Here is a 25,747-nt window from a genome sequence, read left to right as displayed (position 1 = left end):
TGGAATCGATTCACGGCGCGGATCTCCAACCCAAGCGTCCGGCGGCACTGTCGTGAATGCACTGCCGCACGATATCGGCCAAGGCGGCGACAGCGGCATCCGGCTGGGCCTGGGCGCGGTACAAGGAAAGCGAAATCGATGGCAGGTCGGGCAAGCCCTGCTCTCCCGGCGCCAACGCACGCACGGCGGCGGGCAGCGCCAACGACGTGCGCACCGTCAGTCCCAAGCCAGCGGATACCGCGGCCCACAACCCTGCCAGGCTGGGGCTGGTGAAGGCAATCCGCCAAGGCAAATTCGCACGGTCCAGCGCTTCCGTCGCACACCCCCGGAACAGGCAAGGCGCCTCGAATCCCACCAGCGGCACCTCGCCGTCGTCATTGAACACGGACGGCGGGGGCTGCGCCGGGCCGATCCAGCACATCGGCAGTTCCAGCAGGCGCTGGCCAAGCGGCAAGCGCACATCGTGGTCCCAGGCCAGCGCCAGATCCAACTGCCCCACCGCAATGCGCTCCAGCAGATCCGCGTTGCGTGCGACGCGCGCCTCGATTCTGACCTTGGGATGCGCCCGCGAAAACTGCCCCAACACCTGCGGCAGCAGCATTTCGCCAAAGTCTTCCTGCAATCCCAGGCGCACCTGCCCCTGAAGTTCAACGCCACGCACCGCACGCGAGGCCTGATCGTTCAACTCCAGCAGCCGGCGCGCGTAAGCCAGCATGGTCTCGCCAGCATCGGTCAGCGCCAGGCCGCGTCCTTCCTTGCGTAGCAGCGGCACACCGGCCTGCTCCTCCAGCTTTTTCAGCTGAGCGCTGACGGCGGAGGTGGACCGGCCAAGACGATCCGCGGCACGCCCGAAGCTGCCCAGGTCGACCCCGGCAACGAAGCTGCGCAGCACATCAAGGTCAAAGGTGACCGGTCGCATGAACAGTCCTGATATTCAAAACAGTTAAACCAAAATTTCCTGATTTTCAGAACGATAGCAGAAGCGCAGACTGGCTTGGACTTTTCTTGATGACCTCCGGAGCCCAGCATGTCCCTATCTCCCACCCTGGCGACGCCTGCGTTTGCCGAACGCCCGACCCATCGTTGGAAAGTGCTGACGGTGGGTGTGGCCGCCAATGCCGCGTTCTCTGCCGCGGCGGCAGGCCTGCCCACCACCGCCGTGTTCATGCGTTCAGGCTATCAGTTGAACAATGACCAATTGGGCCTGGCGCTGGGGCTGATGGGGTTGGGCGTGGCGCTGTTTGAATTGCCCTGGGGCATGTTGACGGATCGCTGGGGCGACCGCCCGGTGCTCCTGACCGGCCTGGGCACCACGGCGGCGGCGCTGGCCTGGATGAGCGCTTTCGCGGTGCCCACGTCCGGCGCCACACCCAGCCTGGGACTGCTGGCGCTGGGCCTGATCCTGGTCGGCATCCTGGGCGGAAGCGTCAACGGCGCCAGCGGCCGGGCGGTCATGGCCTGGTTCGACGAAGGCGAGCGCGGCCTGGCGATGAGCATCCGGCAAACCGCCGTGCCGCTGGGCGGTGGCGCGGGCGCCCTGCTGCTGCCATGGCTGGCGGCGCACGCGGGGTTCGGAGCGGTCTTTGGCGTGCTGAGCCTGCTATGCGGGATGGCCGTCGCCCTTGCCGCATGCTGGTTGCGGGAACCCCCGCATGTCCGCTGCGCGCCGTCGAACCCTGGCCACGCGGGGGCCTCGCCGTTACGGGATGCCCGTGCCTGGCGGGCTGCGCTGGCCATCGGCATCATGTGCTGCCCGCAATTCGCGGTGCTGACGTTCGCCACCGTCTTCCTGCACGACTTCAGCCAGGCCGGCATCGGCACCCTGACCGGCGTGATGGTCGCAGTGCAACTGGGCGCCATGGTGGCACGGATCGCAAGTGGCCGATGGACGGATCGTCACGGCAACCGGCGCTCTTTTCTACGCCGCTGCGCGTGGCTGAGTTTTCTATTGTTCGCAACACTGGGCACGGTGGGCTGGGTGGTCAGTGACGCACCGGCTACCCCAGGCGCGGTGCTGGCCACGGGCGGTCTGCTGGCGGCGGCGGGCATCTGCGCGTCCGCATGGCATGGCGTGGCCTACACCGAACTGGCGACCTTGGCCGGGGCGTCGCGCGCGGGCACGGCGCTGGGCATGGCCAACAGCTGCGTCTACCTGGGCTTGTTCCTGACCCCGCTGGCCATCCCGCATGTGGTCGCGGCAGGCTCTTGGCCATTGACCTGGGTGCTCGCCGGCCTGTGCATGCTGGTGGCGCTGCCTCTGCTGCCTGGACCCTTGGCCCTTCGGACGGACTGGCATGGCATCAGCACTACGCCTGGAACTCCCGGCCGAGCCAGTCCAGAAATGCCCTGACCGGCGGATGGCGTTCGCGGCCCGGCGCACACAACGCGGCATAGGCCGACCCAGCCACCCGCACGTTGGGCCGATAGGCCGCCAGCGTGCCCGCGGCCACGCTGTCCGACACCATGACGGAACTGGCCAGCACCAGGCCCTGGCCGGCAATGGCGGCCTGTAGCGCGTAGTGCTCTTCCGTGTAGGCATGCACGGCGGCGGGCTTGCGCCACGCTGGCAACCGCGCCGCTACGCACCACGCCTGCCAGCCCTGCTCATACAGCTGGGAATCGCGCCAACGCACCGTCACCAGCGCCGGCGCATGTTTTCCCGCCCGCGCAATCATCGAGGGCGCACCGTACACGCCAAACCATTCGGGCAGCTTGCAGGCGGTGTGCAAAGCGGGATAGGCATGCAGGCTGTACCGAATCGCCACATCCACGCTGGCATCCTGCAACAGATCAATGGCATCGGCACTGGCGTTCAGGCGCAGCTGATATTGCGGGTAGGCCTCGTAAAAACGGCCCAGCCTGGGCACCAGCCAGAGCGCCGCGAAGGAATGCGTGGTGGATACCGTCAGCGCCCCCGATGCCGGCGCTGGCCGCAAGGCGTCCAAGGTCTGGGCAACGTCCAGCAACGCGCCATGCACGCTGACAAACAGGCGCGCGCCTTTGTCGGTCAACCGCACGCCGCGCGGCACACGATCAAACAGCGCGAACCCCGCCTGACGTTCCAACGTCTTGATCTGATGCGATACCGCAGTGGGTGTCACGGCGAGCTCGGCGGCGGCCAGTTTGAAACTGCGCAACCGGGCTGCGGCTTCAAACGCGCGCAACGCCGTGACGGGAAGCGAGGCAAACATGAGGCTTCACCATTCACATGAAATGAATTCATCTTAAACAAGGAATCTTCATTTGTCGCCTGGTCCCCATCTCCCTACATTGGATACCAAGCATGGCGGAACCCGTGTCATGCGTAGCGATCAAGAACCATGGAACAAAACATGAATTCAACTCATCACCAAAAAAACTTGCTGATTCTGGTGGGCAGCCCCCGGCGCGACGGCAACAGCGCCGCGCTGGCGGCGGCCGCGCAACGCGGCGCCCACGACGCAGGCGCCTCCACCGCCCTGCTGTTCCTGGACGATTACATCCAGGGCTTCCTGCCCGATCTGCGGCATGGGTCCGCGCCCACCGACCGCTACGGTGAATTGTTCCTGGAGCATTTCCTGCCCGCCGATGGCGTCCTGATCTGCACGCCGATCTATTGGTATGGGATGTCGGCGCAGACCAAGGCATTCTTCGACCGTTCTTTCAGCCACTACGCCGGATCGGGCCCTGAACCGGAACGGGTCAAGGCTGCGATGACCGGCAAACGGCTGGGCCTGACGGTCGCGTCCGAGGAAACCTATCCTGGCGCGGCGCTGGGCATCGTGCATCAGGTGCAGGAATACGCGCGCTACACACATTCCGACTTTGTCGGCTATGTGCATGGGGCGGGCAATAAGCGCGGGGAAGTCGCGGCGGATCCCAGCCAGCCCCTGCTGGCGGCGGAACGGTTGGGCGGCGCCTTCTTCACGCGGAAATACTCGGACTACCGAGTGGAAACGCCCCGCGCTCACAACGTGTGGGATGCGCCTGCCCGTTGAAGCACGCCCGGCGTGCTGCCGTAAACCTGCTTGAAGACGCGGGTCAGATGAGCCTGATCCGCAAATCCCACCGCGTGGGCAGCCTGCGCCAGTGGCAACCCGCCACGCAGCAGCGTCCGGGCGCGCGCCACCCGCCAATTGCGCAGCCAGGCTTGGGGCGGCAAGCCATAGCGGCGGGCAAACTGCTTGACCAGCGTCGTGCGATGGCGGCCCTGCGATTGCGCCAGCGCCTCCAAATCCAGCGCGCATGACGGGTCTGCCGCCATGCGCTCGCGCAGCAAGGCGCAGACGTCGGACGCATCCGCCAACGCCGGTTCCGGCGCGTCGGCATGCGCGGCCAGCAGGCCGAACAAGGCGGCGGAAAGGCGTTCGCGGCGCACAGGGTCAGGCATCGGATCCGGGGTCAGCGCGGCCAACCATTGCGCGCAAAGGCTGGGCGCCGTGATGACCGCCCCAGGCAATCGCGCTCCACCGGCAAACAAGGCGTGCGCGTGGTCGTCGAACCACTGGGCGTCGATGTACGCCATGCGATAGGCCAGCGGCGCGGCGGACGTGCCGCCGGTGTGCACTTGTCCAGGCGCGATCACAACCAGATCGCCCGCGCTGGCCGCGTGGGCCTCACCATGGACGGTGAACGTGCAGCAGCCATGTTCGATCGCACCGATGGACCAGGCGTCGTGGAAATGCGGCGCGTAGCGATACGCGCGCAACTCCGCGATCAGCACGTCGCCGGGCAGGCCGGCGCCGCAATGCCAGATGTGTTGAGAACCCGCCATGAAGCCTTCAAGCGCGTGCGCTTAGCTGAAATAACGCCCGTCCGAGGTCAGGGAACGGGCCAGCAGCCACGCATTACGAGGATTTTCCCCCACCCGGCGGATGGCGTAAGGCCACCAGTCGCCCCCGAAGGGAAGATAAACCCTGACGTTATAGCCCAAGCCGCGCAGGGCCAACTGCCAATCCGGGCGCACGCCGTAGAGCATCTCGAATTCAAAGGCGTCCGGCGACCAGCCGCGCGCGCGCGCCAGTGCCATGATCGCGCCGGCCAGACGGTCATCGTGCGTGCCAAAGACCGGGTAGAAACCGGACTCTTGCGCCTCGCGCGACAGCATGATGGACGCCGCATCCAGATAGGCCTGATCAATGCGTTCGCGGCCCGCGTGGTCAAGCGCCCGTTCCGGGAACGCCCCTTTCACCAGCCGCAACGAGGTTCGCTGCTGAATCGCCCAGACCAGATCTTCCGGTGTGCGCCGCCGCCGCGCCTGCAAGGTCAGGCCTGCGGGCAGACCCGCCTCCAGCAAGTCCCGATGCAGCGCGCAGGTGCGGTCGCGAATGCCTGAGTCTTCCATGTCCAGGACCATCCAGTCGCGCCCGCCACCCGCGGCTTGCCGCAAGGCGTTGCCAATGCGCCGGGCATTTTCCGCGCCCCGCGCGTCGCTCTCCATGTACCCGATGGCGGTGGGGTCGACGGACACATGTGCGTCCAGCCCCGCCTTGCCAAGCGCGTTGCAGGCATCGATGGCCTGGGCCACGTTGTGTTCGATGGCAACGGGGTCCGCCACATACTCGCCCAGATAGAAGAGCGACGCCCGGATGCCATGCACGTCGCGCAGCCTTAAGGCGGTCTGCACCGCCGCATCGACGTCCGCGCCGCCGACAAAACGACGTGCCAGCGATGACCGGGCGGCCAGCGCCCGCATCGCGCGGCCCATCGTGGGGCTGCGCGCCAGCGCGATGGTGGTTCTTTGGAATAGGCTCATGAGCGCTCCCGCTAAAGCGCTGCACTATCGCGTGGCGGCGCTTGCGTGTCTTGAACGCCCGTGAACCCGCCAGCCGTGCCTATCGGGCGCCCAGCGCCTGGGCTGGCGCGCGGCGGAACAGGGGACGCTGCACGGTCTGCGCCAACAGCACACCCGCCAAGGTCACGGCACCGCCCAGCAGGTGATAACCATGCAACTGCTCGCGCAGCATGACAAATGCCGCCAACGCCGTGAACAAGGGCAGCAGGTTGATGAAAATACTGCACTGGTTGGGGCCGAGCCGATGCACGCCTTCAATCCACAAGTACGACAGCAGCACCGACGAAAAGATGCCCGCGTAGAGAATCAGCGGGATGGTGTTCACATCCAGCGAGGCCTGCGCCGCCGGCACGCGCAGGTACAAGGGCAACATGTACAACAACGCAAAAATCGACTGCACGAACGTGGACTGCCAGGCCGGAACCGGCACCTTCCAGTGGCGCAGCAACACGCCGTACAGCGCATAGGACAAGGCCGCCAGCAGCATCAACCCGTCACCCGTGTGCATGCCGTGCTGGAACACGCTGAGCATGTCGCCCTGCCCCACCAGGTACAGCAGCCCCAGGAACGACATCACCCCGCCCGCGGCCATGCCAAGGGTCAGCGGGTCGCGCAGAATGACAACACTGAGCAGCATGCTCAGCAAGGGGATCAGCGCCGTCAGGATGGCCATGTTGGTGGCGGTCGTGGTTTCGGCCGCGCGGTAGGACAGCGCCTGGAACACCGCCGACGACAAGGCGCCATACAACGCCAGCTTGGGCCAGTGCCGCAAGATCGTCTTGCGGTTGCGCCAAACCGGACGCGCCGTGAACAGGCCCATCAGGAACAGCGCCAGGATCAGCCGGTAGAACGTGATCGCCGTGGGCGAGATGGCGCTGGCGGCCATCTTTGACACGATGACATTGCCCGCCCAGAACAGAATGGCGAACAGGGGGAACAGATAGGACATGATGAATGCGCTCGCAGGAGAGGGAATCGGATCCCGCCGTGAACCGCGCCGTCAAAACGGCGGGCACGGGGGGACGATCGCTATCCTATTGAGCGCGGATTCGCCCGTCTCCCGATGAAAAGACAGTGACTATCGCAAAATGGACATTTGGCCATTCCTGCCACGGCAGCACTGCCAGAACGCTCAGGGGCGGAACGGCGCCGGGTCCAGCGGCAGTTCCAAACCCGCCATCTGTGCCGTCAACAAGGCGGCACTGCCGCAGGCCAAGGTGAAGCCCAGCGCGCCCTGGCCAATGTTCAACCACAGGTTGTCCGCCGCCTGGCTGCGCCCGATCAGCGGCTTGCCCGTCGGCGTGGCGGGCCGCAAGCCGGCCCAGGGGATGGCCTGGCGCAAGTCCAGCGATGGAAAGGCCTCATGCACCTGCCGCTTCAACAGGGCTACACGAGCCGTATCGATATCAGCGTTGGCGCTGCCGATGTCGACCATGGCCGCAATCCGCAGTACGGCGCCCACGCGGGCATAGACGATGCGCCGTTCGTAGTCCGTCACGCTGATGCGCGGCGCGACGGCATCGTCGCCAGACAGCGGCACGCTCAGGCTGTAGCCTTTCAACGGATACAGGGGCACATCCTGCCCCAGGGGCTTGAGCAAGGCGCGTGTGCCGATGCCGGTGGCCAGCACGATGGCATCGGCGCCAATATCGCCGTCGCGCGTATTCACGGCGACAACCCGGCGGCCTTCACGCTGCAAGCCGGATACCGGGTTCGACATGGCGCACTCCACGTTGCCCATCGCCTGCAAGCGGTCAAACAAGGCTTCGGTGAACTGGCGGCAATCTCCCGCCTCTTCGCTGGGGGTGTAGATGGCGCCGGCCAGCTTGCCGCCCATGGCGGCCAGCGCCGGCTCCATCGCCAATGTCTGCGCGGCGTCCAGCACCTGCTGCTGCGCGCCATGCCCCGCCTGGTACGCCACCTGCGCGCGCGCCTTGTCCAGCATCGCCGCGCTGCGGTAGGCGATCAGCTTGCCGTTCTTCAAATGGCCAAAATCCAGATCCTCCTGCGCCAGCAAGGTATGCATGACATCGCGGCTGAGATAGGACAGGCCCAGCAATTGGGCGGTCGACGCCTTGGCCACCGACGCCCGGCACGCCAACGCGAATTGCAGGCACCAGCGCCACTGATGCGGATCCAGCCGGGGCCGGAAACGTAGCGGAGAATCCTGGCGCAGCAGCCAGCCGGGCACGCTGGACAGCACGCCCGGGCCGGCCAGCGGCGCCACGTAGCTATAGCTGAGTTGGCCGCCATTGGCGTAGCTGGATACCTCGGCCGGACGCGCCTGGCTGTCCACCAGCACGACATCGTGACCCTGCCGCGCCAGGAAATAGGCGGACGTCACGCCGACAACGCCCGCACCGATTACGCACACGCGCATACCTGCAACTCAAAAAAAGGAACATGCCCCCATTCTGGTACGCGCGGCGCCAGCGCGGCAAATGCCAAATGCCGCAGCATCCATAACAAAACGTCATGCCCCGGCTCAGGCGGCGCGATGCAGTTTGATAATGGCCGCGGCCGTCGGGTCCCGCACCAGGTCGGCCAGCGTGTAGCCGTTAAGCGCGTCGTAGAAGGCGTTCAGGGTTTGCGCCAGCACGCCCGACAGGCGGCAGGAGCCGTCCAGCGCACAGGGCGGTTCGCGGCAATCGATGAGCGGCCCCTGCTGTTCCAATTCGCGTATCAGATCCCCCACCCGGTAATCCGACGCCGCCCGAGCCAGGCTCAGGCCGCCGCCCTTGCCGCGCGTCGTGACCACCCATTCCCGCTGCGCCATGAAGTGCACCACCTTCACCAGGTGATTGCGGGACACGTCGAACCGCCCCGCGATCTCAGGGATGGTGACGGCGGCGGGCCGGTCGCGGCATTGCGTCAAATACATCAGCACGCGCAAGCCGAAGTCGGTGAATCGGGTCAGTTGCATAGGATGGAAGGCAGGGTGCCGGGCGGCCCAGGCAGGTCAGGCCGCCAGGATACACCGCTCAGGCCGGCGCACCGCCGCTGCCAAAGGCTTCAGCGTAAATGCGGTCGGATCCAACTCCCAGCGCCAACAGGGCTTCGCGCTGCGCCAGCATGAAGGGGGCCGGGCCGCACAGGTAGTAATCCGCGCCGGGCACGATAACTTCGTCGCGGATGGCACGCAGATCCAGGCGGCCGGCATGGTCATAGTCGCGACCCGGTTCGTCGCCATGGCTGATTTCTTCGTAGAACACGGACTTGCGCACATTGTCCCGTTCGGCGGCAATGCGGTTGACGTGCTCTTTCATGGCATGCACCGACCGGTTGCGACAGCCATGGACAAAGCGGATCTGGCGCGTGTCATTGTTGCTGACCAAATGATTCAGGATCGACACCATCGGCGTCAGCCCCACGCCGCCGCTCAACAACACCACGGGCGCGTCGCTGCCTTCCTTCAGGTGGAAATCCCCCTGCGGCGGCGCCACGTCCAGCACCCCGCCCTCTTCCAGACGATCATGCAGGGCATTGGACACGCGGCCCGCCGGCGTCTCTACGCCTGCCGGCTCCCGCTTGACCGAAATACGCAGGCGGTCATGTCCCGGCGCGTCCGACAAGCTGTATTGGCGGGGCTGCATCAGCCCCAATTCGGGCACATAGACCCGCACGGACACGTATTGGCCCGGCTGATAGCCGGGCACCGTGCCGCCATCGGACGGCGCCAGGTAGAAGGACGTGATCTCAGCGCTTTCGGCCTGTTTTCCCACCACCCGGAACGCTCGCCAGCCCGTCCAGCCCCCCGGCTTTCCGGCGGACTCCGCATACAAGCGCGATTCTTCAGCGATCAGCAGATCCGCCAGTTGACCGTAGGCCGCGCCCCAGGCGTCGATCAGCTCATCCGTCGCGGCCTCGCCCAGCACCTCGCGGATGGAAGCCAGCAGATGCTTGCCCACGATGGCGTAGTGTTCCGGCCGGATGCCCAGGCTGACGTGCTTGTGCACGATGCGCGTCACTACCGGCATCAGCACCGACGGATCATCGATGTGTTCCGCATAGGCCGTCACCGCGCCCGCCAGCGCATGCTGCTGCTGGCCGCCAGCCTGATGCGCCTGATTGAAGATGTGCTTGAGTTCGGGATTGTGGTCGAACATGCGCGCATAGAAATGCCGCGTCAGCGCCACGCCGTGCGTCTTGAGAACGGGGGCCGTGGCTTTGACCAGCGCGCGGGTTTGAGGGGTCAACATCAAGTGCTCCTGGGGTTGCGAGCAGGCTCGCTTTTAAAGATGCATTTATAATACATCTTTAAAAGCAGCAGGAAAATACCTGGCGCATTCAAGACGCGGAATGCGGCCAATCGCCGGCAACGGCCAATCGCGGCAATGCGCAATCCGCCGCGGCCCGCCACTGCGGCTCCCCCACTGGCGGCCCCTCCACTTCAGCATCGGGCGCGGACCAGACCACCGACGCCATCCATTCCTTCCCCAGGCGCCAGCTCCGCGCGTGCCACTTGCCTGGCGGCGCCCTCAGACGCCATCCGCCGCATGCGTCCGGCATCAAGCCAACGGAGGCCATGTCCGCTGGGAACGCCAATCCAGCCGCCTTGATAAAGGCTTCTTTCAATGTCCAAAGCAGATAAAAGTGCTGCCGCCGTGCCGTGTCTTCCAAGGCCAACAGCGCCTCTTGCTCTGCCTGGGAACAGATCCATTCCGCCAGCCGCGCCTCATCCCGTGCACGCATGCGTTCAAGATCAGCGCCCACTGCCCAGCCAGCCGGCGCTCGGGCGCAGATTGCGTGGCCGCCGCTATGGCTGAGCGAGGTGACGCCTTCCGCTCCGGGGGATTGCCTGACGTGGTGGAGCAAGGCACGGCTGACCTGCCAGTCGTCCTTTCTTGCCTGACGGCTACCCGGCCCGGGCACCCGGCGAGCGTCCTCGGCGGACAAATCCTTCTCTTGATAATGATCGGCGGCGCTTTTGTCCGCCCAATACATGATTAGTTCCTGAATTTCCACAGCAAAAAGTATCAATTTGTTTTAATTAAGCCGGCGTTCAGAGTGTCGATTTGGCTACAAAGTAACTATCAAAAACAAAATCAACCTATACCGGCGTAGTAGAATCGCGCGCTATGTTGACGTTTTCAATCGCGCAATGGCAAGGGTGGGCGCAAGGAATCGATACGCCCGCGGACTGGTTACGGTGGGCCGAACAACCTTACTGTCCCCTTGGCGACCAACGCGCACCTTGCCTCGACTTTCTGCCGCCCATGCAGCGCCGCCGGCTCAGCCCGCTGGCGCGCGCGGTGTTCGAGTGCGCCTGGCCGCTGGCTGCGGAATGCCCCGGCATGCCGTTGGTTTTTGCATCACGTCACGGGGAAACCACCCGTAACTTCGGCCTGCTGCAAGCCCTGGCGGCCAATGAACCGCTGTCGCCCACTGCATTCGGCTTGTCGGTACACAACGCGATCGCCGCGCAGTGGTCGATCATACGCCGCGAAACCGCTGAATCGATCGCCCTCTCCGTCGAAGACGACGGCCTGGAACATGCCTTCATCGAAGGCGCAATGCTGTTCGACCAAGGGCACGACGACGTCCTGGTGGTGTTGGCGGAAGAGCGCCCGCCTGCCCCCTACGCCCCCTGGATCGACGACGTGCCGTACACCTATGCCACGGCGTTCCACCTGCGTCCGGGAACGGACTGGACGTTGGCAATGACGGCCAGTCCCGCCGACGCATTCCCCCAGGCTGCGCAGGCCTGGCCCAATCCCTTGAGCCTGCTGCGCCACCTGACATTGCAAACCCCCGCCTGGGCGCACCAGAATCACGCCCGGCGCTGGACCTGGACACGCGCCGCATGACAAGCACCACGCAACCCCGCCAGGACTTCTGGCTTTGGCGCCTGGTCGCCACGGGCATGGCATTCACGATGTTCGGCCTGGGCGGCCTGCTGCTGCGAGTTCTGGTGTTTCCGCCGCAGCGCCTATTGCCCGGTGGCAAACAAGAGCGCCAGCGCCGCGCGCGCTCGGCGCTGAACCGCACCTTCCAGCTGTTTATCCGGTTCATGGTCCGCGTCGGCATCCTGACCGTGGAATTCAAAGGGGCGGATCGCCTGGGCAAGCCTGGCCAGATGATTTTGGCGAACCACCCGTCGCTGCTCGACGTCGTGTTTCTGGTGGGCCACGTCAAGAACGCCAATTGCATCGTCAAGCATGGGCTGGCCACCAATCCTTTCACGCGCGGCCCCATCGCGAACGCCGGCTACATCACCAATGATGAGAGCTTCGACATGTTCGACCGCGCCGCCGATGTCCTGCGCAACGGCGAAACGCTGATCGTCTTTCCCGAAGGCACGCGCACGCCGCCCGACGCGCCCCCGCAGTTTCATCGCGGCGCCTGCGCAATCGCGCTGCGCGGCGCGCGCGTCGTGACACCCGTGGTCATCAAGATGACCCCGCGCAGCCTGACCAAGGGCGAACCCTGGTACCGGATTCCCCCCCGCCGCATGCGCTACGTGATCCAGGTCGGCGAGGACATCGACCCGGCCCGCTGGAGCGGCGCGCACCCCCTGCCCATCGCCGGACGCAAAATGAACGCCTGGCTGCATGCCTATTTCGAAGCCGAGCTGGCGCGCATCGCGCCAGCCGGCGCTCACCTGAACGAACAAGCCACCCAGGATGGTGGTAGCGGAGTCTAAGCGAGATGAATCAATTGGAACTTGAGCTCAAAACGCTCGTCATCGAATCGCTGGGGCTGGAAGACATCACACCCGACGATATCGCGTCCGACGCGCAACTCTTTGGCGACGGCCTGGGGCTGGACTCGGTAGATGCGCTGGAACTGGGCCTTGCCCTGCAAAAGCGCTACGGCATCACCATTGATCCCGAAACGCGCAACATGCGCGAGCACTTCACCAGCATCACCAGCCTTGCGGCTTTCGTCACCGCGCAACGGCGCACTTAACGCACACGGAGTCCTAGATGCAAACCCGCGAGGACATCTTCAATACGTTGCGCGATGCGCTGGTCGAACTCTTCGAGATCGAACCGGAGCGCGTCACGCCTCAAGCCAATCTTTACACGGATCTTGAGATCGACAGCATTGATGCCATCGACCTCATCGACCACGTCCGCCGCCAGACCGGCCGCAAGCTGGATGCCAACGATTTCCGCACGGTGCGCACCGTCGAGGACGTCGTCCAGGCCATGTGGCAAAAGCAGGCTCCCGACGCATGAGGCGCGGCGTCGCGGCAGGCTTGGCTGCCGCCGGTGTGGCGTATCCCTTTGTCGTTCATGCGACGCTGGGACGTGTCAATCCGGCTTGGCTGGCTTTGCCGCTGGCCATGCTGTGGCTGGCGCGCGGCCTGACCGCGCGCGCAGGACAGCCTGGTGGCCGCTTGCTGCCCGCCGTGGCAGTCGCCTTCTGTCTGGTGCTGGCGGTCTCGAACTCAACCGCGTGGCTGCGTTGGTATCCGGTCCTGATCAACGCCATGATGCTTGCCGTTTTCGGCATCAGCCTGCGGGTGGGCCGACCGGTGGTCGAACAACTGGCGCGTTTGCGCCATCCCGACCTGCCGGCGGAAGGCGTGCGATATACCCGCAACGTCACGCGCGCGTGGTGCGTTTTTTTTGCCTTCAACGGCGCCATTGCCGCAGGCTTGGCCGCGTGGGCGCCATGGAGCTGGTGGGTTGCCTATAACGGCGCCGCCAGCTACGGGCTGATGGGCCTGCTGATCGCGGGCGAATGGCTGCTGCGTCCGGCAGCGGCAAAGGCGGCCTGAGCATGCGCTGGACACCGCTTGAACATCTGTTGCTGCCGTCGGCCGAGGCCGGCGATGCCCCCGTTGCCGACACCCCGCTATTGACGCACGCCGCGTTCCAGCACGCCTGCCTGCTCACCGCAGGCGCATTGCTGGCGCGTTCGACGCGCCGCGCCGCGCTCTGGTTCGACGACGCCGCATCGCTGGCCACCGCCCTCATCGCCTGCTGGCGCGCTGGCGTGGAGGCGGTCCTGCCGGGGGATGCTCAGGCGCAGACTTGCGCCATGCTGGATGCGGACGTCGATGCCTGGCTGACCGACACCGACCTTCCCCTGCCCGCCGCCAGGCAATGGCACCTGCCCGATCTCCAGGACCAGGAACCGCTGCCCCCCGCCGAGCTGGATCCGGCCCTGACCCTGGTGCTGTGCACATCGGGTTCAAGCGGTAGCCCCAAGCACTTGATCAAGCAATGGCGGCAACTGGCGGCGGAAGTCCAGGCCTTGCAACAGCAATGGCCCGACTCGGATGCGCCGGTGCTGGGCAGCGTGTCCGCGCAACACATGTACGGCCTGCCCTTCCGCGTACTGTGGCCTTTGTGCGCAGGCAGGCTGATCGACCGTCGTCAGCGCCTCTACCCCGAAGAGCTTCAGCAGGCCAGCCTGCGCTATCCGTCCTTCACCTGGATCGCCAGCCCCGCATTGCTGCGGCGCCTTGGACAAAGGCTCGACTGGGCGCAACTACGTGGCCGGCTGACCCGCATCCATTCGTCGGGCGGCGCATTGCCGCCAGAGATATCCGACGACATCGAACATGACTTGGGCCTGCGTCCCACCGAAATCTATGGCAGTTCCGAAACGGGCGCGGTCGCGTGGCGCACGGGCTCGGCGGATTGGCAGCCCTTGCCCGGCGCGGCCATCAGCCTGAACGCCGACGGCGCCTTGCGCGTGCGATCACCATGGGTAGACGCGGCCGACGAGCAGACCTCCGACGGCGCGCAGCTGACCTCCGGCGGATTCCAGCTGTTGGGCCGCCTGGACCGGATCGTCAAGATCGAAGAAAAGCGGGTTTCGCTGCCCATGCTGGAACAGTCGCTGATGCACCACGCCTATGTGGACGACGCCCGCCTGGGCAGTTCTGCCGGGGCCGCGCGCCTGACCGGACTGATCGCGCTGTCAGCCGCGGGCCTGCACGCCTTGCGCAACCATGGCCGCAAGGCGGTGGTGGATGCGTTGCGCGCGCATCTGGGCGCAGGCTTCGAGTCCCTGGCCATTCCGCGCACCTGGCGCTTCTACCGGCATCTGCCCAGCAATGCGCAAGGCAAGCTGCCGCAGTCCGTCTTTGAAGCGGCGGCCGGACCACGCCCCGTGGATCCCGTCGCGGTGGAACTGCCCGGTCAGCCCGCCCACGAGCGCCGCTACACCCTGGACATTCCCTACGACCTGGCCCACTTCAGCGGGCACTTTCCGTCGGTGCCCGTCGTGCCGGGCGTCGCCCAGATCAGTTGGGCCTTATCGCTGGCGCAGCGCGACTTGTGCCCCGAATTTCGCTTCGGCGGGATGGAAGCGTTGAAATTCCAAAAACTGCTGCGCCCCGGCGACCTGGCCGTGCTTGCGTTGCGGTGGGACGAGGCCAGGCAGAAGCTGTATTTCACCTGCACGCTGGATGACGCGCCCTGCTCGTCGGGCCGGTTTCTTCAGGCGAATGGCGATGTCGGCACATAGGCTCTGCGCGGTCATTCCGGTCTACAACCATGGCGCCACGGTCGCAGCCGTGCATGCGCAATTGGCTGCGCAGGACTTGCCCTGCGTCCTGGTGGACGACGGCTCCGAGCTCGCCTGCGCCGCCACGCTGGACGCCCTGGCCACCTTGCCCCACACCCATCTCGTCCGCCGCGGCGTGAACGGCGGCAAGGGCGCGGCGGTGCAAGACGGCCTGCGCGCCGCCGCCGCGCTGGGATACACGCATGCCTTGCAGGTGGATGCCGACGGCCAACACGCGCTGCCCGATGCCGCCGCCTTCGCCAGCGCGTCGCGGACCCGGCCCCAAGCCGTGATCTGCGGAGCGCCCGTCTACGGCGACGACGTGCCACGCAGCCGCCTGTATGGACGTTGGCTGACGCGGATCTGGGTCTGGATCAACACGCTGTCCTTCGACATCCCCGATGCCATGTGCGGCTTTCGGGTCTACCCCTTGGCAGAAGTGCTGCCGGTGATCAACGGCGCCCACGTGGGCCGCCGCATGGATTTCGACATTGCCATCCTGGTGCGCCTGCATTGGCGCGGCGTCGCGATGGCATGGCTGCCGACGCGCGTCGTGTACCCCGAAGGCGGGGTCTCGCACTTCAAGGGCTTGCGCGACAACCTGCTGATCAGCCGCATGCACGCGCGGCTGTTCTTCGGCATGCTTGGCCGCGCGCCGGCCCTGCTATGGCGCCGGCTGGCGCGGGAACCCCGGCCATGAACGCCGCCGATCCGCACTGGGCCGACCAGCCCGAACGGGGCAGTCCGGTGCTGATGCGCCTGACGGCATGGGGTGCCCGTACGTTGGGCCGCCGTATCGTCGCACCGGTGGTCTGGCTGGTGGTCCTGTACTTCTATCTCGTCGGCGGCCGCGCCAGGCGTGCGATTGCCCAGTACCAGCGGCGGCTGGTTCAATCGGGCGGACTGTCCGCCCCGCTGCCGCGCACGCTGCCCGTGTACCGGCAATATCTGGCGTTCGCCGAGGCCATGCTGGACAAGCTGGATGTCTGGCAAGGCAGGATCACCCTGGCGCATCTGGATATCGACGATCCGGACGGCTTGCATGCGCAGATGGGCACGGGCCGCGGCCAGATCCTGGTGGGCTCGCACCTGGGCAACATTGAAGTGTGCCGCGCGCTGGCGGAACAGTCTGGCGTCCTGCGGCTGAATGTGCTCGTCCACAGCAAGCACGCCGTTCATTTCAACCGCCTCCTGAACGAAGCCGGCGGCGGACTGCGCATGATCCAGGTCAGCGAATTGGATACGTCCGTCATGCTGGACCTGGCGCAACGGCTGGACCGGGGCGAATGGCTTGCCATCGCTGGCGACCGGGTGCCGCTACAGGGCGATCGCACCACGCCGGTCCAGTTCCTGGGCGCCACCGCCCCGCTGCCGCAAGGCCCCTGGTTGCTGGCCGGCCTGTTGCGCTGCCCCATCAATGTGCTTTTCTGCACCCGGCACGGCGCTCGCTACCGCGTGGCGATGGAACGCCTGTCGGACGGCATCGAATGGACACGTGCCACCCGGCAGGAGCGCATCGGCCATTGGGCGCAGCGCTACGCCGACCGCCTTGGCGCGCATTGCCGCCAGGCGCCGCTGCAATGGTTCAACTTCTACCCTTTCTGGAAAGACGATGCGTAAACGCGGCCTTATCGGCGCTGAAGTCGAAATCCGGGTCCCCTTCTTCGACGTCGACTCGATCCACGTCGTTTGGCATGGCCACTATGTGAAGTACCTGGAGCAGGCGCGCTGCGAACTGCTGGACCAACTGGGCCACAACTACGACGCCATGCGCGCCAGCGGCTACGCCTGGCCGGTGATCGATCTGCATTTGCGCTACGCGCAACCCGCGCAGTTTGGTCAGCGGCTGACCGTGCGCGCCGAATTGGTGGAATGGGAAAACCGCTTGAAGATCAACTATTTGATCCTGGATACCGCAAGCGGCACACGGCTGACGCGCGCCACCTCCGAGCAGGTCGCGGTCTGCATTGAAACCCGCGAAATGCAGTTGGCATCGCCTGCCGTGTTCGTGGACGCGGTGCGACGCAAGCTTCAATCCCTGGAGATCCCCGCATGAACGCCATGAATCCCCTGAAGGGCGCGACGCGCCCGGGCATCCTCAGCGCATTCCTCCAGCGTCTGTTTGTGCTGGTGGCACTGGCCGTTCTGCCCTGGACCGCCCGCGCCTTCGACCTGAACGACTTGCAGGCTCAACTGCGCGCCACGCCGGTTGTCCGCGGCCACTTCGTGCAGCAGAAATTCCTGCGCTCGTTGCCGCAACCCCTGACCAGCCGAGGCGACTTCACGCTGGCGACCGGCCAAGGGCTGCTGTGGCTGCTGCGCACGCCCATCGCACAGGATCTGCGCATCAACGCGAACGGCATTTCGCGACGCGACGAGTCCGGCGCCTGGCAGGCCCTGCCGCAGCAAACGGGCTCGGGCCGCGAGAACCGGCTGTTTCTGTCGGTGCTGGCGGGCGACACCCGGGCGCTGCAAGAAAACTTCGACCTGGCGCTGACTGGCGAGGCAAACGCCTGGCAATTGCTGCTGACACCGCGCTCAGCCCTGCTGCGCCAAATTTTCGACAACATCCAGATCAACGGCGGCCAACTCGTCGACCGCATCGAACTGCGCGAAACCCAAGGAGACCGCAGTGTCCTCCAAATGACGGAGGCCACCCCGTCCAAGACCTTGACCCCCGAGGAGCAACGTGCGTTTGCCGATTGAACGCTGGCTGCCGCGGCTGTTCAAGCTGGGCCTTCTGCTGGTGCTATGCACCGGCGCCTGGCAGTGCCGCAATGGCTGGCCCGTGTCGGCCAACCTGATGGAGCTGGTGCCCCACGCAGCCGCCGACGCCACACGCCAGTTGGCCGAAGCCCGTATCCAGGAACCGCTGTCCCGGCAATTGATCGCGCTGGTTGCGGCGCGACCCGGCTCGGACCCCGTCGCGCCCGCCCGCTTGCTGGCTGACCGCTGGACGCGAAGCGGCCTGTTCGCGACCGTGCAAATCGAACTGAACGTAGACGTTCCCGCGCTGCGTGCGCAATTGCTTGCCGGACGCCTTGCCATGCTGCCTGCGGCCGACCGCGAGCAACTGGCGACTGACCCTGCCGCCTACGCCCAGCGGCGCGCACGCGAGCTTGCCGACCCGTTTTCGTCCTCCGGCCTGGTGCCTGCCGACCAGGACTGGCTGGGTCTGACGCGCCGTGCCGAGCAGGCGCTCCGCCCTGGCGGCGCGGTGCAATACGACATGGGCACCGGCACGCTACAAGCCGACCATGGCGGCACGCGCTGGGTACTGGTGCGAGCCGAGACCCGGGCAGACGCCTTCGACACTGACGCGCCACAGGACATTTCCGCGCAGATCGATCACGACCGCCAGGCGCTCGACGCCAGCGGCGCGGAATTGCTGGTCGCCGGGGGGCCACTGTACGCCGCGGCCGGTCGCGCGCAGGCCGTGGCGGAAAGCACCTGGATCGGTTCCAGCGCCATGGCCGGCATCGTCCTTGTCCTGCTGCTGGCCCTGCGCCGCGTGCGCGCTCTGCTGGCATTTGTGCCGGTGGCGGTGGGTCTGCTGACCGGCGCCGTGGCCTGCATCGCGGTATTCGGCTCGATCCATGTGCTGACACTGGTGATCGGCGCCAGCCTGATCGGCGTCGCCGTCGACTTTCCCATGCACTGGCTCGGCAAAAGCTACGGCATGCCCGACTGGCGGGCGTGGCCGGCGCTGCGCCGTGTCTTGCCGGGTCTGACGATCAGCCTGGCCGCCAGCCTGGTCGGATACATCGCACTGGCCTTCACGCCGTTTCCCGCGCTGACGCAGACCGCCGTGTTCTCGGCCGCGGGGCTGTTGGGCGCCTATGCCTGCACCGTCTGCCAGCTACCCGCCTGGATGGACGGCTGGCGTCCGCGCCCCTGGCCGCCGCTGTTGCGCGCCGCAGAGGCAGCGTTGCGCGCACGCGAGCGGCTGGCCGGCCGGCGTGCAGTGCTCGCGGCCGGCGCGCTGGTCCTGGTCGCGGCAACCGTCGGTGGCCTCAGCCGGCTGGTCATCCAGGACGACTTGCGTCAATGGTTGAGCCTGCCCGCACCGCTGCTGCAACAGGCACGCCAGATCGGCGAGATCACCGGTTTCACGCCCACCAGCCAGTTCTTTCTGGTCCGCGCCGCCAACGCCGACGAACTGCTGCGCCGCCAGGCGCAAGTGGCCCAGCAGCTGGACGTCCTGGTCAAGCGCGGCGACCTGGCCGCCTACAGCGCATTGAGCCAACTGGTGTCGCCCGCGGCGGACCAACTCGCGCTAGGCCGGCAACTCGCCGACTTGGCCGCGCAGCCGCAGGTCTGGAAGCCCATGACGGACCTTGGCATTCCCTTCGACGCATTGCGGCAAGAGCTACAGGCGATGGCCACGCTGCCCGCGTTGACCATCGACGACGCGCTGCAAGGTCCACTGGCTGAACGTTGGCGTACCCAATGGCTGGGTGTGCGCGACGGCGAAGCGGCGGGCATGGTCACACTGCTGGGCCTGCGCAATGCCGCCGCGCTTGAGGGCATCGCGCACGGCCTGCCCGGCGTCGTGCTGGTGGACCGCAGCGGCGACCTGAACCAGATGTTCGCGTCAACCCGCATCGAAGCCGCCGAGCTCAAGCTGCTGTCCTACGCTGTCGCCGCCGTACTGCTATTGCTGACCCTGGGCCGCGCCGCCACGTGGCGCATCCTGGCCGTGCCGCTGGCCGCAACCGCCTGCGCGCTGGCCACCCTGGGGTATCTCGGACAGCCCTTGACCTTGTTCAGCCTGTTTGGCCTGTTGCTGGTTTCCGCCATCGGAGTGGACTACGCCATCTTCATGTATGAGCGCGTCGCGGGTGGCGCGGCCAGTCTGGTTGGCATCTTGCTGGGCGCCGTCACAACGCTGCTGTCGTTCGGCCTGCTGGCCATCAGCCACACGCCGGCCATCGCCAACTTCGGGCTGGCGGTCGCGCTGGGCGTCACGTTCTCGTTATTGTGGGCGCCCTGGACCCGCCAGCCCCAGCCGGCCTGACCCTTATCTTCCTTCAAATCGACATGGAATCATCCCGCATGGAACATCGTGAAGTCGTCGTCATCGGAGCAGGCCCCGCCGGCGCAGTCGCCGCTGCCCTCCTCAAGCGGCAAGGGCACGATGTGCTGATGCTGGAACGTCAACAGTTCCCGCGATTCTCCATTGGCGAAAGCCTGCTGGCGCACTGCCTGGAATTCGTCGAAGAAGCCGGCATGATGCCCGCCGTGCAAGCCGCGGGCTTCCAGGTGAAGAATGGCGCCGCCTTCGCGCGCGGAGATGAATACACCTACTTCGACTTCCGCGACAAGTTCACCCCCGGCCCCGGCACCACCTTCCAGGTCCAGCGTGCCCACTTCGACAAGGTGCTTGCCGACGATGCTGCCCGCCAAGGGGTGGATGTGCGCTATCTGCAAGAAGTCACCGCCGTCGATTTCAGCGGCGACGGCCCCCGCCTGGACGTGCGTGGCCCCGACGGCGAAACCCGCCAGATCAAGAGCCGCTTCGTGCTGGACGCCAGCGGCTACGGCCGCGTCCTGGCACGCCTGCTGGACCTTGAACGCCCTTCGTCGATGCCGCCGCGCAAGGCCATCTTCACGCATATCGAAGACCGCATCGACGACCCCGGTTTCGATCGCGACAAGATTCTGATCAGCGTGCATCCCGAGCAAGCCGGCATCTGGTATTGGTTGATCCCGTTCTCGAATGGACGTTGCTCGTTCGGCGTCGTTGGTGGACAAGACTTGTTCGGCGGCCCGGACCAGGACTTGATGACGACCTTGCGCGCCATGGCCGAGGCCGCTCCCAACCTCAAGCGCGTCCTGGCGAATGCGGTGTGGGATACGCCGGCCAATACCATCGGCGGCTATTCCGCCAGCGTCACGCGCTTGCATGGCCCGGGCTACGCATTGCTGGGTAATGCCGCTGAATTCCTGGACCCGGTGTTTTCATCCGGCGTCACCATTGCCCTGCGCTCGTCCAAGCTGGCGGCCGACGCCCTGCACCGCGAACTGGGCGGCGAACTCGTCGACTGGCAACGCGATTTTGCCGATCCGCTGATGGTCGGGGTAGAAACGTTCCGTGCCTATGTGCAAGGTTGGTACAGCGGCGAATTCCAGGATGTCGTGTTCTACAAGAACGCCCAACCGGACATTCGGCGCATGATCAGCTCCATCCTGGCGGGGTACGCCTGGGATGCCAACAATCCGTTTGTCGCCAATCCGCAGCGCCGTCTGCGCATGTTGAGCGAGCTTTGCCGCGGCGTGGACGCGCAAGCGGAACCCGCCTGAGCCCCATGATGCGTGCTTCCCTGCCCCTCCTGTCCCGTGGCCGCGCCATCGCCGCGGCGATGGCCATCGCCTTGCTTGCCGGCTGCGCAAGCGCCCCGCCCGTGCCCAAGCACGACACCGACTTCGCCTTGCCGCGCCAGTTGCATGTGGTGCAGGTGGCCGCCGGCCAGCCGCCGCTGGACACGATGCTGGTGGTGCAGCGCGAAGGCGACGCGCTGCGTTGGTCGTTGTTCGACCCCATGGGCGTGCCCCAGGCGCGGCAGATGCTCGAACACGGACAGTGGCGCAATGATGGCTTCCTGCGGCCAAACGCCCAGGCCCGCGACCTCTTCGCCGCGCTGATGTTCGCCTGGACGCCGCAAGCGGATCTGGATGCCGCTTATGGCCCGGGCGCCTGGCGTGTGCGCCAGACCGGCGATGGCGCGGCTGAACGTAGCCTGCAAGACCGGGGGGCCTCGCGCTGGACCGTCCGCTGGGGGCAAGCTTCCGACCCGAACGTCTTTTCCATCACCAGTGCCAACGGCATCACCTGGCGGATTGCGCCGCTCAAGGAGCAGCCATGAACAGCTGGTTGGGTACGCCGGGCATCGTGTGCGCACTGGGCGCCGGCGTGGAAGCGGCGGCAAAAGCCGCTTTCAGTGGAGACACCCGCGGCATGGTGGCACGCACGGGCTGGGTCGACGGCCGCAGCTTGACGCTGGGCGGCTACACCGGCGCATTGCCGTCGATTTCCGACGCCATGCCCGCGCACCTGCATAGCCGCAACAATCAATTGCTGTTGGCCTGCGCGGCGCAGATCGCCCCGCAACTGCAACGCGCCGTTGCCCAGCATGGCCCAGCCCGCGTCGCCGTGGTGCTGGGCACCAGCACATCCGGCGTCAACGACAACGCGCCCGCCTTCCGCCACCTGGCCATCGAAGGCGCCTGGCCCGCGAACTACGACTATCGCCGCCAAGCCCTGTCGTCGCCCGCCTCGTTCCTGGCGGACCATCTGGGCGTGACTGGCCCGGCCTACACGCTATCGACCGCCTGCACGTCAAGCGCCCGCGCATTGTTGTCGGCGCACCGGCTGCTGGCTGCCGGCCTCTGCGACGCGGTGGTCTGTGGTGGCGCGGACACCCTCTGCCGCCTGACGATCAATGGCTTCGCCACGCTGGAAGCCGTGGACGATGCGCTGTGCCTGCCGTTCTCGGCCAACCGCCGCGGCATCAATATCGGCGAGGCCGGTGTCCTGTTCCTGATGGAACGCCAAGCCGCCGACGCGGATGCCGTCGCGCTGCTGGGCGGCGGCGCCAGCTCCGATGCCTGGCACATGTCCGCACCCGAACCCACCGGCGCAGGCGCACGCCAGGCGATGCTGGCGGCCCTGCGATCCGCCGACGTCACACCCGCCGATATCGGCTGGGTCAACCTGCACGGCACGGGCACGACGCACAACGACGCCATGGAAAGCCACGCCATGCACGCCGTGTTTCCCGAAGGCGTGCCCTGCGCATCCACCAAGGCGCTGACCGGACACACGCTGGGCGCGGCCGGCGCCATGGAAGCCGCGCTGGCATGGATCACGCTATCGGCGCGCAATGGCGACGGCCGCCTGGCGCCGCACGTGTGGGACGGCCAGCCGGATCCCGCACTGCCCACGCTGGACTTCAGCACCGGTCAACACCGGTATGCCCAGGGCCGGCCGCGCATCGCCATGAGCAACTCTTTCGCCTTCGGCGGCAACAACGCCAGCCTGATCCTGGGAGTCCGCCCATGACCGCATGCCCCTGGCCCGTTGCCACCCTGTTGCCGCACGCCGGCAATATGATCCTGATCGATGAAGTCCAGGCTTACGACGCCACCACCCTGAGCGCGCGGGCCGTCGTCAGGCCCGGCCCCTATTCATTGCCCGACGGCTCGTTGCCGCCCTGGCTGGGCATGGAACTCATGGCGCAAGCCGTGGGCGCCTGGGCGGGCTGCCAAGCACGCCAGGCCGGTGAAGCCGTCAAACTGGGTTTTCTGCTTGGCACACGACGCTACGAGTGCCACTGCGGCAACCTGCCCGCCGGCGCCACCCTGACCATTCATGTCGAACGCGGCCTGATGGATGCCAGCGGCATGAGCGTCTTCGAGTGCGAATTGCGCGACGACACCCGCCTGCTGGCCCACGCCCGGCTGAATGTCTATCAGCCCAAAGACCCTACCGCATTTATCCAGGAAGCCCCCCTTAAATGAGCGCTGCCCCCATCCTCGTAACCGGCTCCAGCCGCGGCATCGGCCGCGCCATTGCGCTGGCCCTGGCCGACGCGGGCCATGATCTGGTGCTGCATTGCCGCCAGCAACGCGAACAGGCCGAGGCCGTGCAGGCCGACATTCAAGCCCGTGGCCGCCAAGCCCGCGTCCTACAGTTCGACGTCGCGGATCGCGCCCAATGTGCAGCGGTGCTGCAAGCGGATGTCGATGCCCACGGCGCCTATTACGGTGTCGTCTTGAACGCCGGCCTAACCCGTGACGGCGCTTTCCCCGCCCTCACCGGCGACGACTGGGATCAGGTGCTGCGCACCAACCTGGACGGCTTCTACAACGTGCTCAGCCCGCTCGCCATGCCTATGATCCGGCGCCGCGCGGCGGGGCGCGTGGTCTGCATGGCCTCGGTTTCAGGCCTGGTGGGCAACCGCGGGCAGGTCAACTACAGCGCCTCCAAGGCGGGATTGATCGGCGCCGCCAAGGCCTTGGCCGTTGAACTGGCCAAGCGCCAGATCACCGTGAACTGCGTCGCGCCCGGGCTGATCGACACCGACATGATCGACGAACACGTCCCGGTGGAAGACATCTTGAAAGCCGTGCCGGCCCAACGCATGGGCCGCCCCGAGGAAGTCGCCGCCACCGTGGTCTTCCTGATGTCGCCGGGCGCCGCCTACATCACGCGCCAGGTGATCGCCGTCAACGGAGGGCTATGCTGATGAAGCGCGTCGTCGTCACCGGCATGGCCGGCATCAGCGCGCTGGGGTCCGATTGGACCAGCATCCAGCACGCTTTCCAATCGGGCCGAAGCGCCATCCGCCATATGCCTGATTGGTCTCGGTTCCCCGAACTGAACACGCGGCTGGCTGGCCCCGTCGAAGATTTCCGGGTGCCCTCGCACTGGACCCGCAAGCAATTGCGCAGCATGGGCCGCGTCTCGCAATTGGCGGTTCGCGCCGCCGAACTGGCGCTGGCCGACGCCGCACTGCTTGGCGACCCCACCATCACGGATGGCCGCATGGGCGTCGCCTGCGGGTCTTCCGTGGGTAGCACCGCCGAAATCCGCGCGTTCGGCAACATGCTGCTCAACGGCGTGACCGAAGACCTCAATGCCAATTCCTATGTGCGCATGATGCCGCACACCACCGCGGCCAACGTCGGCATCTTCTTTGAATTGAAGGGCCGCATCATCCCGACCTCCAGCGCCTGCACCTCAGGCAGCCAAGGCATCGGCTATGCCTACGAAGCCATCCGCTATGGCCGCCAGGACATGATGCTGGCCGGCGGCGCGGAAGAACTCTGCGCCAGCGAGGCCCTGGTCTTCGACGCGCTCTACGCCACCAGCCAGCAAAACGATACGCCTGAACTCACTCCGCGCCCTTACGACCGCGACCGCGACGGACTGGTGATCGGCGAAGGCGGCGGCATGCTGGTGCTGGAATCACTGGACCACGCCTTGGCGCGTGGCGCCCGCATCCATGCCGAGATCGTCGGGTTCGGCAGCAATTCCGACGGTACCCACATCACCCGTCCCGAGGCCAGCACCATGCGCATCGCCATGGAAATGGCGCTGGCGGATGCGGCGCTGCCGCCGCAAGCGATCGGTTACGTGAACGGCCACGGCACCGCCACCGAACAAGGCGACATTGCGGAAACACAAGCCACGCACAACCTGTTCGGCAGCCACATGCCCATCAGCTCGCAGAAGAGCTATCTGGGGCACACGCTGGGCGCCTGCGGCGTGCTGGAATCCTGGTTCAGCATTGAAATGATGAATCGCGACTGGTATGCCCCCACGCTGAACCTGCATAACGTCGATCCCCGCTGCGGCGAGCTGGACTACTTGCAAGGCGCGGGCCGCCACCTGAGCAACGAATACGTCATGAACAACAATTTCGCGTTCGGCGGCATCAATACCTCCCTTATTTTCCGGCGGTGGCCCTGAACATCGGGTAGAGCCGTCCGCACCTTTCAACTGCT

General features: G+C 66.3%; 28 protein-coding genes. 19 read left to right on the top strand and 9 right to left on the bottom strand.

Annotation, left to right across the window (positions count from 1 at the left end; translation table 11 throughout):
- Window positions 1-10 precede the first annotated feature (10 nt).
- Window positions 11-919, bottom strand: a complete 909-nt coding sequence (locus tag HV753_RS23225) for a LysR substrate-binding domain-containing protein (RefSeq protein ID WP_175176932.1) — start codon at window positions 917-919, stop codon at window positions 11-13.
- A gap of 108 nt (window positions 920-1,027) precedes the next feature.
- Between HV753_RS23225 and HV753_RS23220 the strand changes: the two genes are divergently transcribed.
- Complete coding sequence (locus HV753_RS23220; RefSeq protein ID WP_175176931.1) at window positions 1,028-2,350, top strand: MFS transporter; 1,323 nt, start codon at window positions 1,028-1,030, stop codon at window positions 2,348-2,350.
- On the opposite strand, the gene HV753_RS23215 is transcribed toward HV753_RS23220, so the two are convergent.
- Window positions 2,307-3,191: a LysR substrate-binding domain-containing protein gene (locus HV753_RS23215; protein ID WP_175176930.1), complete on the bottom strand. Its 885-nt coding sequence runs from the start codon at window positions 3,189-3,191 to the stop codon at window positions 2,307-2,309. The genes HV753_RS23220 and HV753_RS23215 overlap by 44 nt on opposite strands.
- 141 nt (window positions 3,192-3,332) lie before the next feature.
- Here HV753_RS23215 and HV753_RS23210 point away from each other — a divergent pair, with 141 nt between their 5' ends.
- Window positions 3,333-3,977: a flavodoxin family protein gene (locus HV753_RS23210; protein ID WP_175176929.1), complete on the top strand. Its 645-nt coding sequence runs from the start codon at window positions 3,333-3,335 to the stop codon at window positions 3,975-3,977.
- Here HV753_RS23210 and HV753_RS23205 read toward each other — a convergent pair.
- The 7 genes from HV753_RS23205 to HV753_RS23175 form a co-directional block, all read right to left on the bottom strand.
- Window positions 3,947-4,753 carry a helix-turn-helix transcriptional regulator gene (locus HV753_RS23205; protein WP_175176928.1) on the bottom strand — a complete coding sequence of 269 codons (807 nt, stop codon included), beginning with the start codon at window positions 4,751-4,753 and terminating at the stop codon, window positions 3,947-3,949. The genes HV753_RS23210 and HV753_RS23205 overlap by 31 nt on opposite strands.
- Before the next feature lie 21 nt (window positions 4,754-4,774).
- Window positions 4,775-5,734 carry a proline dehydrogenase family protein gene (locus tag HV753_RS23200; protein ID WP_175176927.1) on the bottom strand — a complete coding sequence of 320 codons (960 nt, stop codon included), beginning with the start codon at window positions 5,732-5,734 and terminating at the stop codon, window positions 4,775-4,777.
- Between the two features lie 79 nt (window positions 5,735-5,813).
- Window positions 5,814-6,722 carry a DMT family transporter gene (locus HV753_RS23195; protein ID WP_175176926.1) on the bottom strand — a complete coding sequence of 303 codons (909 nt, stop codon included), beginning with the start codon at window positions 6,720-6,722 and terminating at the stop codon, window positions 5,814-5,816.
- Between the two features lie 183 nt (window positions 6,723-6,905).
- Window positions 6,906-8,153: a D-amino acid dehydrogenase gene (locus tag HV753_RS23190; RefSeq protein ID WP_175176925.1), complete on the bottom strand. Its 1,248-nt coding sequence runs from the start codon at window positions 8,151-8,153 to the stop codon at window positions 6,906-6,908.
- A gap of 105 nt (window positions 8,154-8,258) precedes the next feature.
- Window positions 8,259-8,696 (bottom strand): RrF2 family transcriptional regulator, encoded by a 438-nt coding sequence (locus HV753_RS23185; protein ID WP_175176924.1) that lies wholly within the window; start codon window positions 8,694-8,696, stop codon window positions 8,259-8,261.
- Window positions 8,697-8,754: 58 nt separating this feature from the next.
- On the bottom strand, window positions 8,755-9,972 hold the full coding sequence (hmpA, locus tag HV753_RS23180) for an NO-inducible flavohemoprotein (protein WP_175176923.1): 1,218 nt from the start codon (window positions 9,970-9,972) through the stop codon (window positions 8,755-8,757).
- Between the two features lie 88 nt (window positions 9,973-10,060).
- Window positions 10,061-10,717, bottom strand: coding sequence for a 4'-phosphopantetheinyl transferase family protein (locus tag HV753_RS23175; protein WP_246288364.1), 657 nt, complete (start codon window positions 10,715-10,717; stop codon window positions 10,061-10,063).
- A gap of 134 nt (window positions 10,718-10,851) precedes the next feature.
- Between HV753_RS23175 and HV753_RS23170 the strand changes: the two genes are divergently transcribed.
- Genes HV753_RS23170 through HV753_RS23090 form a run of 17 tightly spaced genes read left to right on the top strand, consistent with a single transcriptional unit; the run spans window position 10,852 to window position 25,712 of the window.
- Window positions 10,852-11,580: a beta-ketoacyl synthase chain length factor gene (locus tag HV753_RS23170; RefSeq protein WP_175176921.1), complete on the top strand. Its 729-nt coding sequence runs from the start codon at window positions 10,852-10,854 to the stop codon at window positions 11,578-11,580.
- Complete coding sequence (locus HV753_RS23165; protein ID WP_175176920.1) at window positions 11,577-12,416, top strand: lysophospholipid acyltransferase family protein; 840 nt, start codon at window positions 11,577-11,579, stop codon at window positions 12,414-12,416. The genes HV753_RS23170 and HV753_RS23165 overlap by 4 nt, the downstream gene beginning before the upstream one ends.
- 5 nt (window positions 12,417-12,421) lie before the next feature.
- Complete coding sequence (locus tag HV753_RS23160) at window positions 12,422-12,682, top strand: phosphopantetheine-binding protein (protein ID WP_175176919.1); 261 nt, start codon at window positions 12,422-12,424, stop codon at window positions 12,680-12,682.
- A 17-nt stretch (window positions 12,683-12,699) separates the two neighbouring features.
- Window positions 12,700-12,954, top strand: coding sequence for an acyl carrier protein (locus HV753_RS23155; RefSeq protein WP_175176918.1), 255 nt, complete (start codon window positions 12,700-12,702; stop codon window positions 12,952-12,954).
- Window positions 12,951-13,499 carry a COG4648 family protein gene (locus HV753_RS23150; RefSeq protein ID WP_175176917.1) on the top strand — a complete coding sequence of 183 codons (549 nt, stop codon included), beginning with the start codon at window positions 12,951-12,953 and terminating at the stop codon, window positions 13,497-13,499. The genes HV753_RS23155 and HV753_RS23150 overlap by 4 nt, the downstream gene beginning before the upstream one ends.
- A complete protein-coding gene (locus tag HV753_RS23145) occupies window positions 13,463-15,199 on the top strand; it encodes an ApeI family dehydratase (RefSeq protein WP_246288363.1) in 1,737 nt (578 codons plus the stop codon). Before HV753_RS23150 ends, HV753_RS23145 begins: the two co-directional genes overlap by 37 nt.
- Window positions 15,186-15,938, top strand: coding sequence for a glycosyltransferase family 2 protein (locus HV753_RS23140; protein WP_175176916.1), 753 nt, complete (start codon window positions 15,186-15,188; stop codon window positions 15,936-15,938). Before HV753_RS23145 ends, HV753_RS23140 begins: the two co-directional genes overlap by 14 nt.
- Complete coding sequence (locus HV753_RS23135) at window positions 15,935-16,858, top strand: lysophospholipid acyltransferase family protein (protein WP_175176915.1); 924 nt, start codon at window positions 15,935-15,937, stop codon at window positions 16,856-16,858. Before HV753_RS23140 ends, HV753_RS23135 begins: the two co-directional genes overlap by 4 nt.
- Window positions 16,851-17,294, top strand: coding sequence for an acyl-CoA thioesterase (locus tag HV753_RS23130; protein WP_175176914.1), 444 nt, complete (start codon window positions 16,851-16,853; stop codon window positions 17,292-17,294). Before HV753_RS23135 ends, HV753_RS23130 begins: the two co-directional genes overlap by 8 nt.
- A complete protein-coding gene (locus tag HV753_RS23125; RefSeq protein WP_175176913.1) occupies window positions 17,291-17,944 on the top strand; it encodes an outer membrane lipoprotein carrier protein LolA in 654 nt (217 codons plus the stop codon). Before HV753_RS23130 ends, HV753_RS23125 begins: the two co-directional genes overlap by 4 nt.
- Window positions 17,928-20,255 (top strand): MMPL family transporter, encoded by a 2,328-nt coding sequence (locus HV753_RS23120; protein WP_175176912.1) that lies wholly within the window; start codon window positions 17,928-17,930, stop codon window positions 20,253-20,255. Before HV753_RS23125 ends, HV753_RS23120 begins: the two co-directional genes overlap by 17 nt.
- 38 nt (window positions 20,256-20,293) lie before the next feature.
- Entirely contained in the window at window positions 20,294-21,541 is a 1,248-nt protein-coding gene (locus HV753_RS23115) for an NAD(P)/FAD-dependent oxidoreductase (protein ID WP_217481492.1), read from the top strand.
- A gap of 5 nt (window positions 21,542-21,546) precedes the next feature.
- A complete protein-coding gene (locus HV753_RS23110; protein ID WP_175176910.1) occupies window positions 21,547-22,104 on the top strand; it encodes a DUF3261 domain-containing protein in 558 nt (185 codons plus the stop codon).
- Window positions 22,101-23,300, top strand: coding sequence for a beta-ketoacyl-ACP synthase (locus HV753_RS23105; protein ID WP_175176909.1), 1,200 nt, complete (start codon window positions 22,101-22,103; stop codon window positions 23,298-23,300). The genes HV753_RS23110 and HV753_RS23105 overlap by 4 nt, the downstream gene beginning before the upstream one ends.
- Window positions 23,297-23,758 (top strand): hotdog family protein, encoded by a 462-nt coding sequence (locus tag HV753_RS23100; protein ID WP_175176908.1) that lies wholly within the window; start codon window positions 23,297-23,299, stop codon window positions 23,756-23,758. The genes HV753_RS23105 and HV753_RS23100 overlap by 4 nt, the downstream gene beginning before the upstream one ends.
- Entirely contained in the window at window positions 23,755-24,486 is a 732-nt protein-coding gene (gene fabG / locus HV753_RS23095; protein ID WP_175176907.1) for a 3-oxoacyl-ACP reductase FabG, read from the top strand. The genes HV753_RS23100 and fabG overlap by 4 nt, the downstream gene beginning before the upstream one ends.
- Entirely contained in the window at window positions 24,486-25,712 is a 1,227-nt protein-coding gene (locus tag HV753_RS23090; RefSeq protein WP_175176906.1) for a beta-ketoacyl-ACP synthase, read from the top strand. The genes fabG and HV753_RS23090 overlap by 1 nt, the downstream gene beginning before the upstream one ends.
- Window positions 25,713-25,747 lie beyond the last annotated feature (35 nt).

This window comes from Achromobacter pestifer, from assembly GCF_902859625.1.
GTDB lineage: Bacteria > Pseudomonadota > Gammaproteobacteria > Burkholderiales > Burkholderiaceae_B > Achromobacter > Achromobacter pestifer.
The sequence above is the reverse complement of the archived record's forward strand: the minus strand, read 5'-3'. Positions and strand labels throughout refer to the sequence as shown.

What these genes read in the sequence shown, in the direction of transcription:
- HV753_RS23190 (WP_175176925.1), bottom strand. Translation starts at nt 8,153, where the DNA reads ATGCGCGTGTGCGTAATCGGTGCGGGCGTTGTCGGCGTGACGTCCGCC.
- HV753_RS23220 (WP_175176931.1), top strand. Translation starts at nt 1,028, where the DNA reads ATGTCCCTATCTCCCACCCTGGCGACGCCTGCGTTTGCCGAACGCCCG.
- HV753_RS23170 (WP_175176921.1), top strand. Translation starts at nt 10,852, where the DNA reads ATGTTGACGTTTTCAATCGCGCAATGGCAAGGGTGGGCGCAAGGAATC.
- HV753_RS23130 (WP_175176914.1), top strand. Translation starts at nt 16,851, where the DNA reads ATGCGTAAACGCGGCCTTATCGGCGCTGAAGTCGAAATCCGGGTCCCC.
- HV753_RS23195 (WP_175176926.1), bottom strand. Translation starts at nt 6,722, where the DNA reads ATGTCCTATCTGTTCCCCCTGTTCGCCATTCTGTTCTGGGCGGGCAAT.
- HV753_RS23145 (WP_246288363.1), top strand. Translation starts at nt 13,463, where the DNA reads ATGGCTGCTGCGTCCGGCAGCGGCAAAGGCGGCCTGAGCATGCGCTGG.
- HV753_RS23100 (WP_175176908.1), top strand. Translation starts at nt 23,297, where the DNA reads ATGACCGCATGCCCCTGGCCCGTTGCCACCCTGTTGCCGCACGCCGGC.
- HV753_RS23110 (WP_175176910.1), top strand. Translation starts at nt 21,547, where the DNA reads ATGATGCGTGCTTCCCTGCCCCTCCTGTCCCGTGGCCGCGCCATCGCC.
- HV753_RS23185 (WP_175176924.1), bottom strand. Translation starts at nt 8,696, where the DNA reads ATGCAACTGACCCGATTCACCGACTTCGGCTTGCGCGTGCTGATGTAT.
- HV753_RS23175 (WP_246288364.1), bottom strand. Translation starts at nt 10,717, where the DNA reads ATGTATTGGGCGGACAAAAGCGCCGCCGATCATTATCAAGAGAAGGAT.
- HV753_RS23200 (WP_175176927.1), bottom strand. Translation starts at nt 5,734, where the DNA reads ATGAGCCTATTCCAAAGAACCACCATCGCGCTGGCGCGCAGCCCCACG.
- HV753_RS23115 (WP_217481492.1), top strand. Translation starts at nt 20,294, where the DNA reads ATGGAACATCGTGAAGTCGTCGTCATCGGAGCAGGCCCCGCCGGCGCA.
- HV753_RS23135 (WP_175176915.1), top strand. Translation starts at nt 15,935, where the DNA reads ATGAACGCCGCCGATCCGCACTGGGCCGACCAGCCCGAACGGGGCAGT.
- HV753_RS23215 (WP_175176930.1), bottom strand. Translation starts at nt 3,191, where the DNA reads ATGTTTGCCTCGCTTCCCGTCACGGCGTTGCGCGCGTTTGAAGCCGCA.
- HV753_RS23160 (WP_175176919.1), top strand. Translation starts at nt 12,422, where the DNA reads ATGAATCAATTGGAACTTGAGCTCAAAACGCTCGTCATCGAATCGCTG.
- HV753_RS23150 (WP_175176917.1), top strand. Translation starts at nt 12,951, where the DNA reads ATGAGGCGCGGCGTCGCGGCAGGCTTGGCTGCCGCCGGTGTGGCGTAT.
- HV753_RS23155 (WP_175176918.1), top strand. Translation starts at nt 12,700, where the DNA reads ATGCAAACCCGCGAGGACATCTTCAATACGTTGCGCGATGCGCTGGTC.
- HV753_RS23125 (WP_175176913.1), top strand. Translation starts at nt 17,291, where the DNA reads ATGAACGCCATGAATCCCCTGAAGGGCGCGACGCGCCCGGGCATCCTC.
- HV753_RS23205 (WP_175176928.1), bottom strand. Translation starts at nt 4,753, where the DNA reads ATGGCGGGTTCTCAACACATCTGGCATTGCGGCGCCGGCCTGCCCGGC.
- HV753_RS23225 (WP_175176932.1), bottom strand. Translation starts at nt 919, where the DNA reads ATGCGACCGGTCACCTTTGACCTTGATGTGCTGCGCAGCTTCGTTGCC.
- hmpA (WP_175176923.1), bottom strand. Translation starts at nt 9,972, where the DNA reads ATGTTGACCCCTCAAACCCGCGCGCTGGTCAAAGCCACGGCCCCCGTT.
- HV753_RS23210 (WP_175176929.1), top strand. Translation starts at nt 3,333, where the DNA reads ATGAATTCAACTCATCACCAAAAAAACTTGCTGATTCTGGTGGGCAGC.
- HV753_RS23105 (WP_175176909.1), top strand. Translation starts at nt 22,101, where the DNA reads ATGAACAGCTGGTTGGGTACGCCGGGCATCGTGTGCGCACTGGGCGCC.
- fabG (WP_175176907.1), top strand. Translation starts at nt 23,755, where the DNA reads ATGAGCGCTGCCCCCATCCTCGTAACCGGCTCCAGCCGCGGCATCGGC.
- HV753_RS23140 (WP_175176916.1), top strand. Translation starts at nt 15,186, where the DNA reads ATGTCGGCACATAGGCTCTGCGCGGTCATTCCGGTCTACAACCATGGC.
- HV753_RS23165 (WP_175176920.1), top strand. Translation starts at nt 11,577, where the DNA reads ATGACAAGCACCACGCAACCCCGCCAGGACTTCTGGCTTTGGCGCCTG.
- HV753_RS23090 (WP_175176906.1), top strand. Translation starts at nt 24,486, where the DNA reads ATGAAGCGCGTCGTCGTCACCGGCATGGCCGGCATCAGCGCGCTGGGG.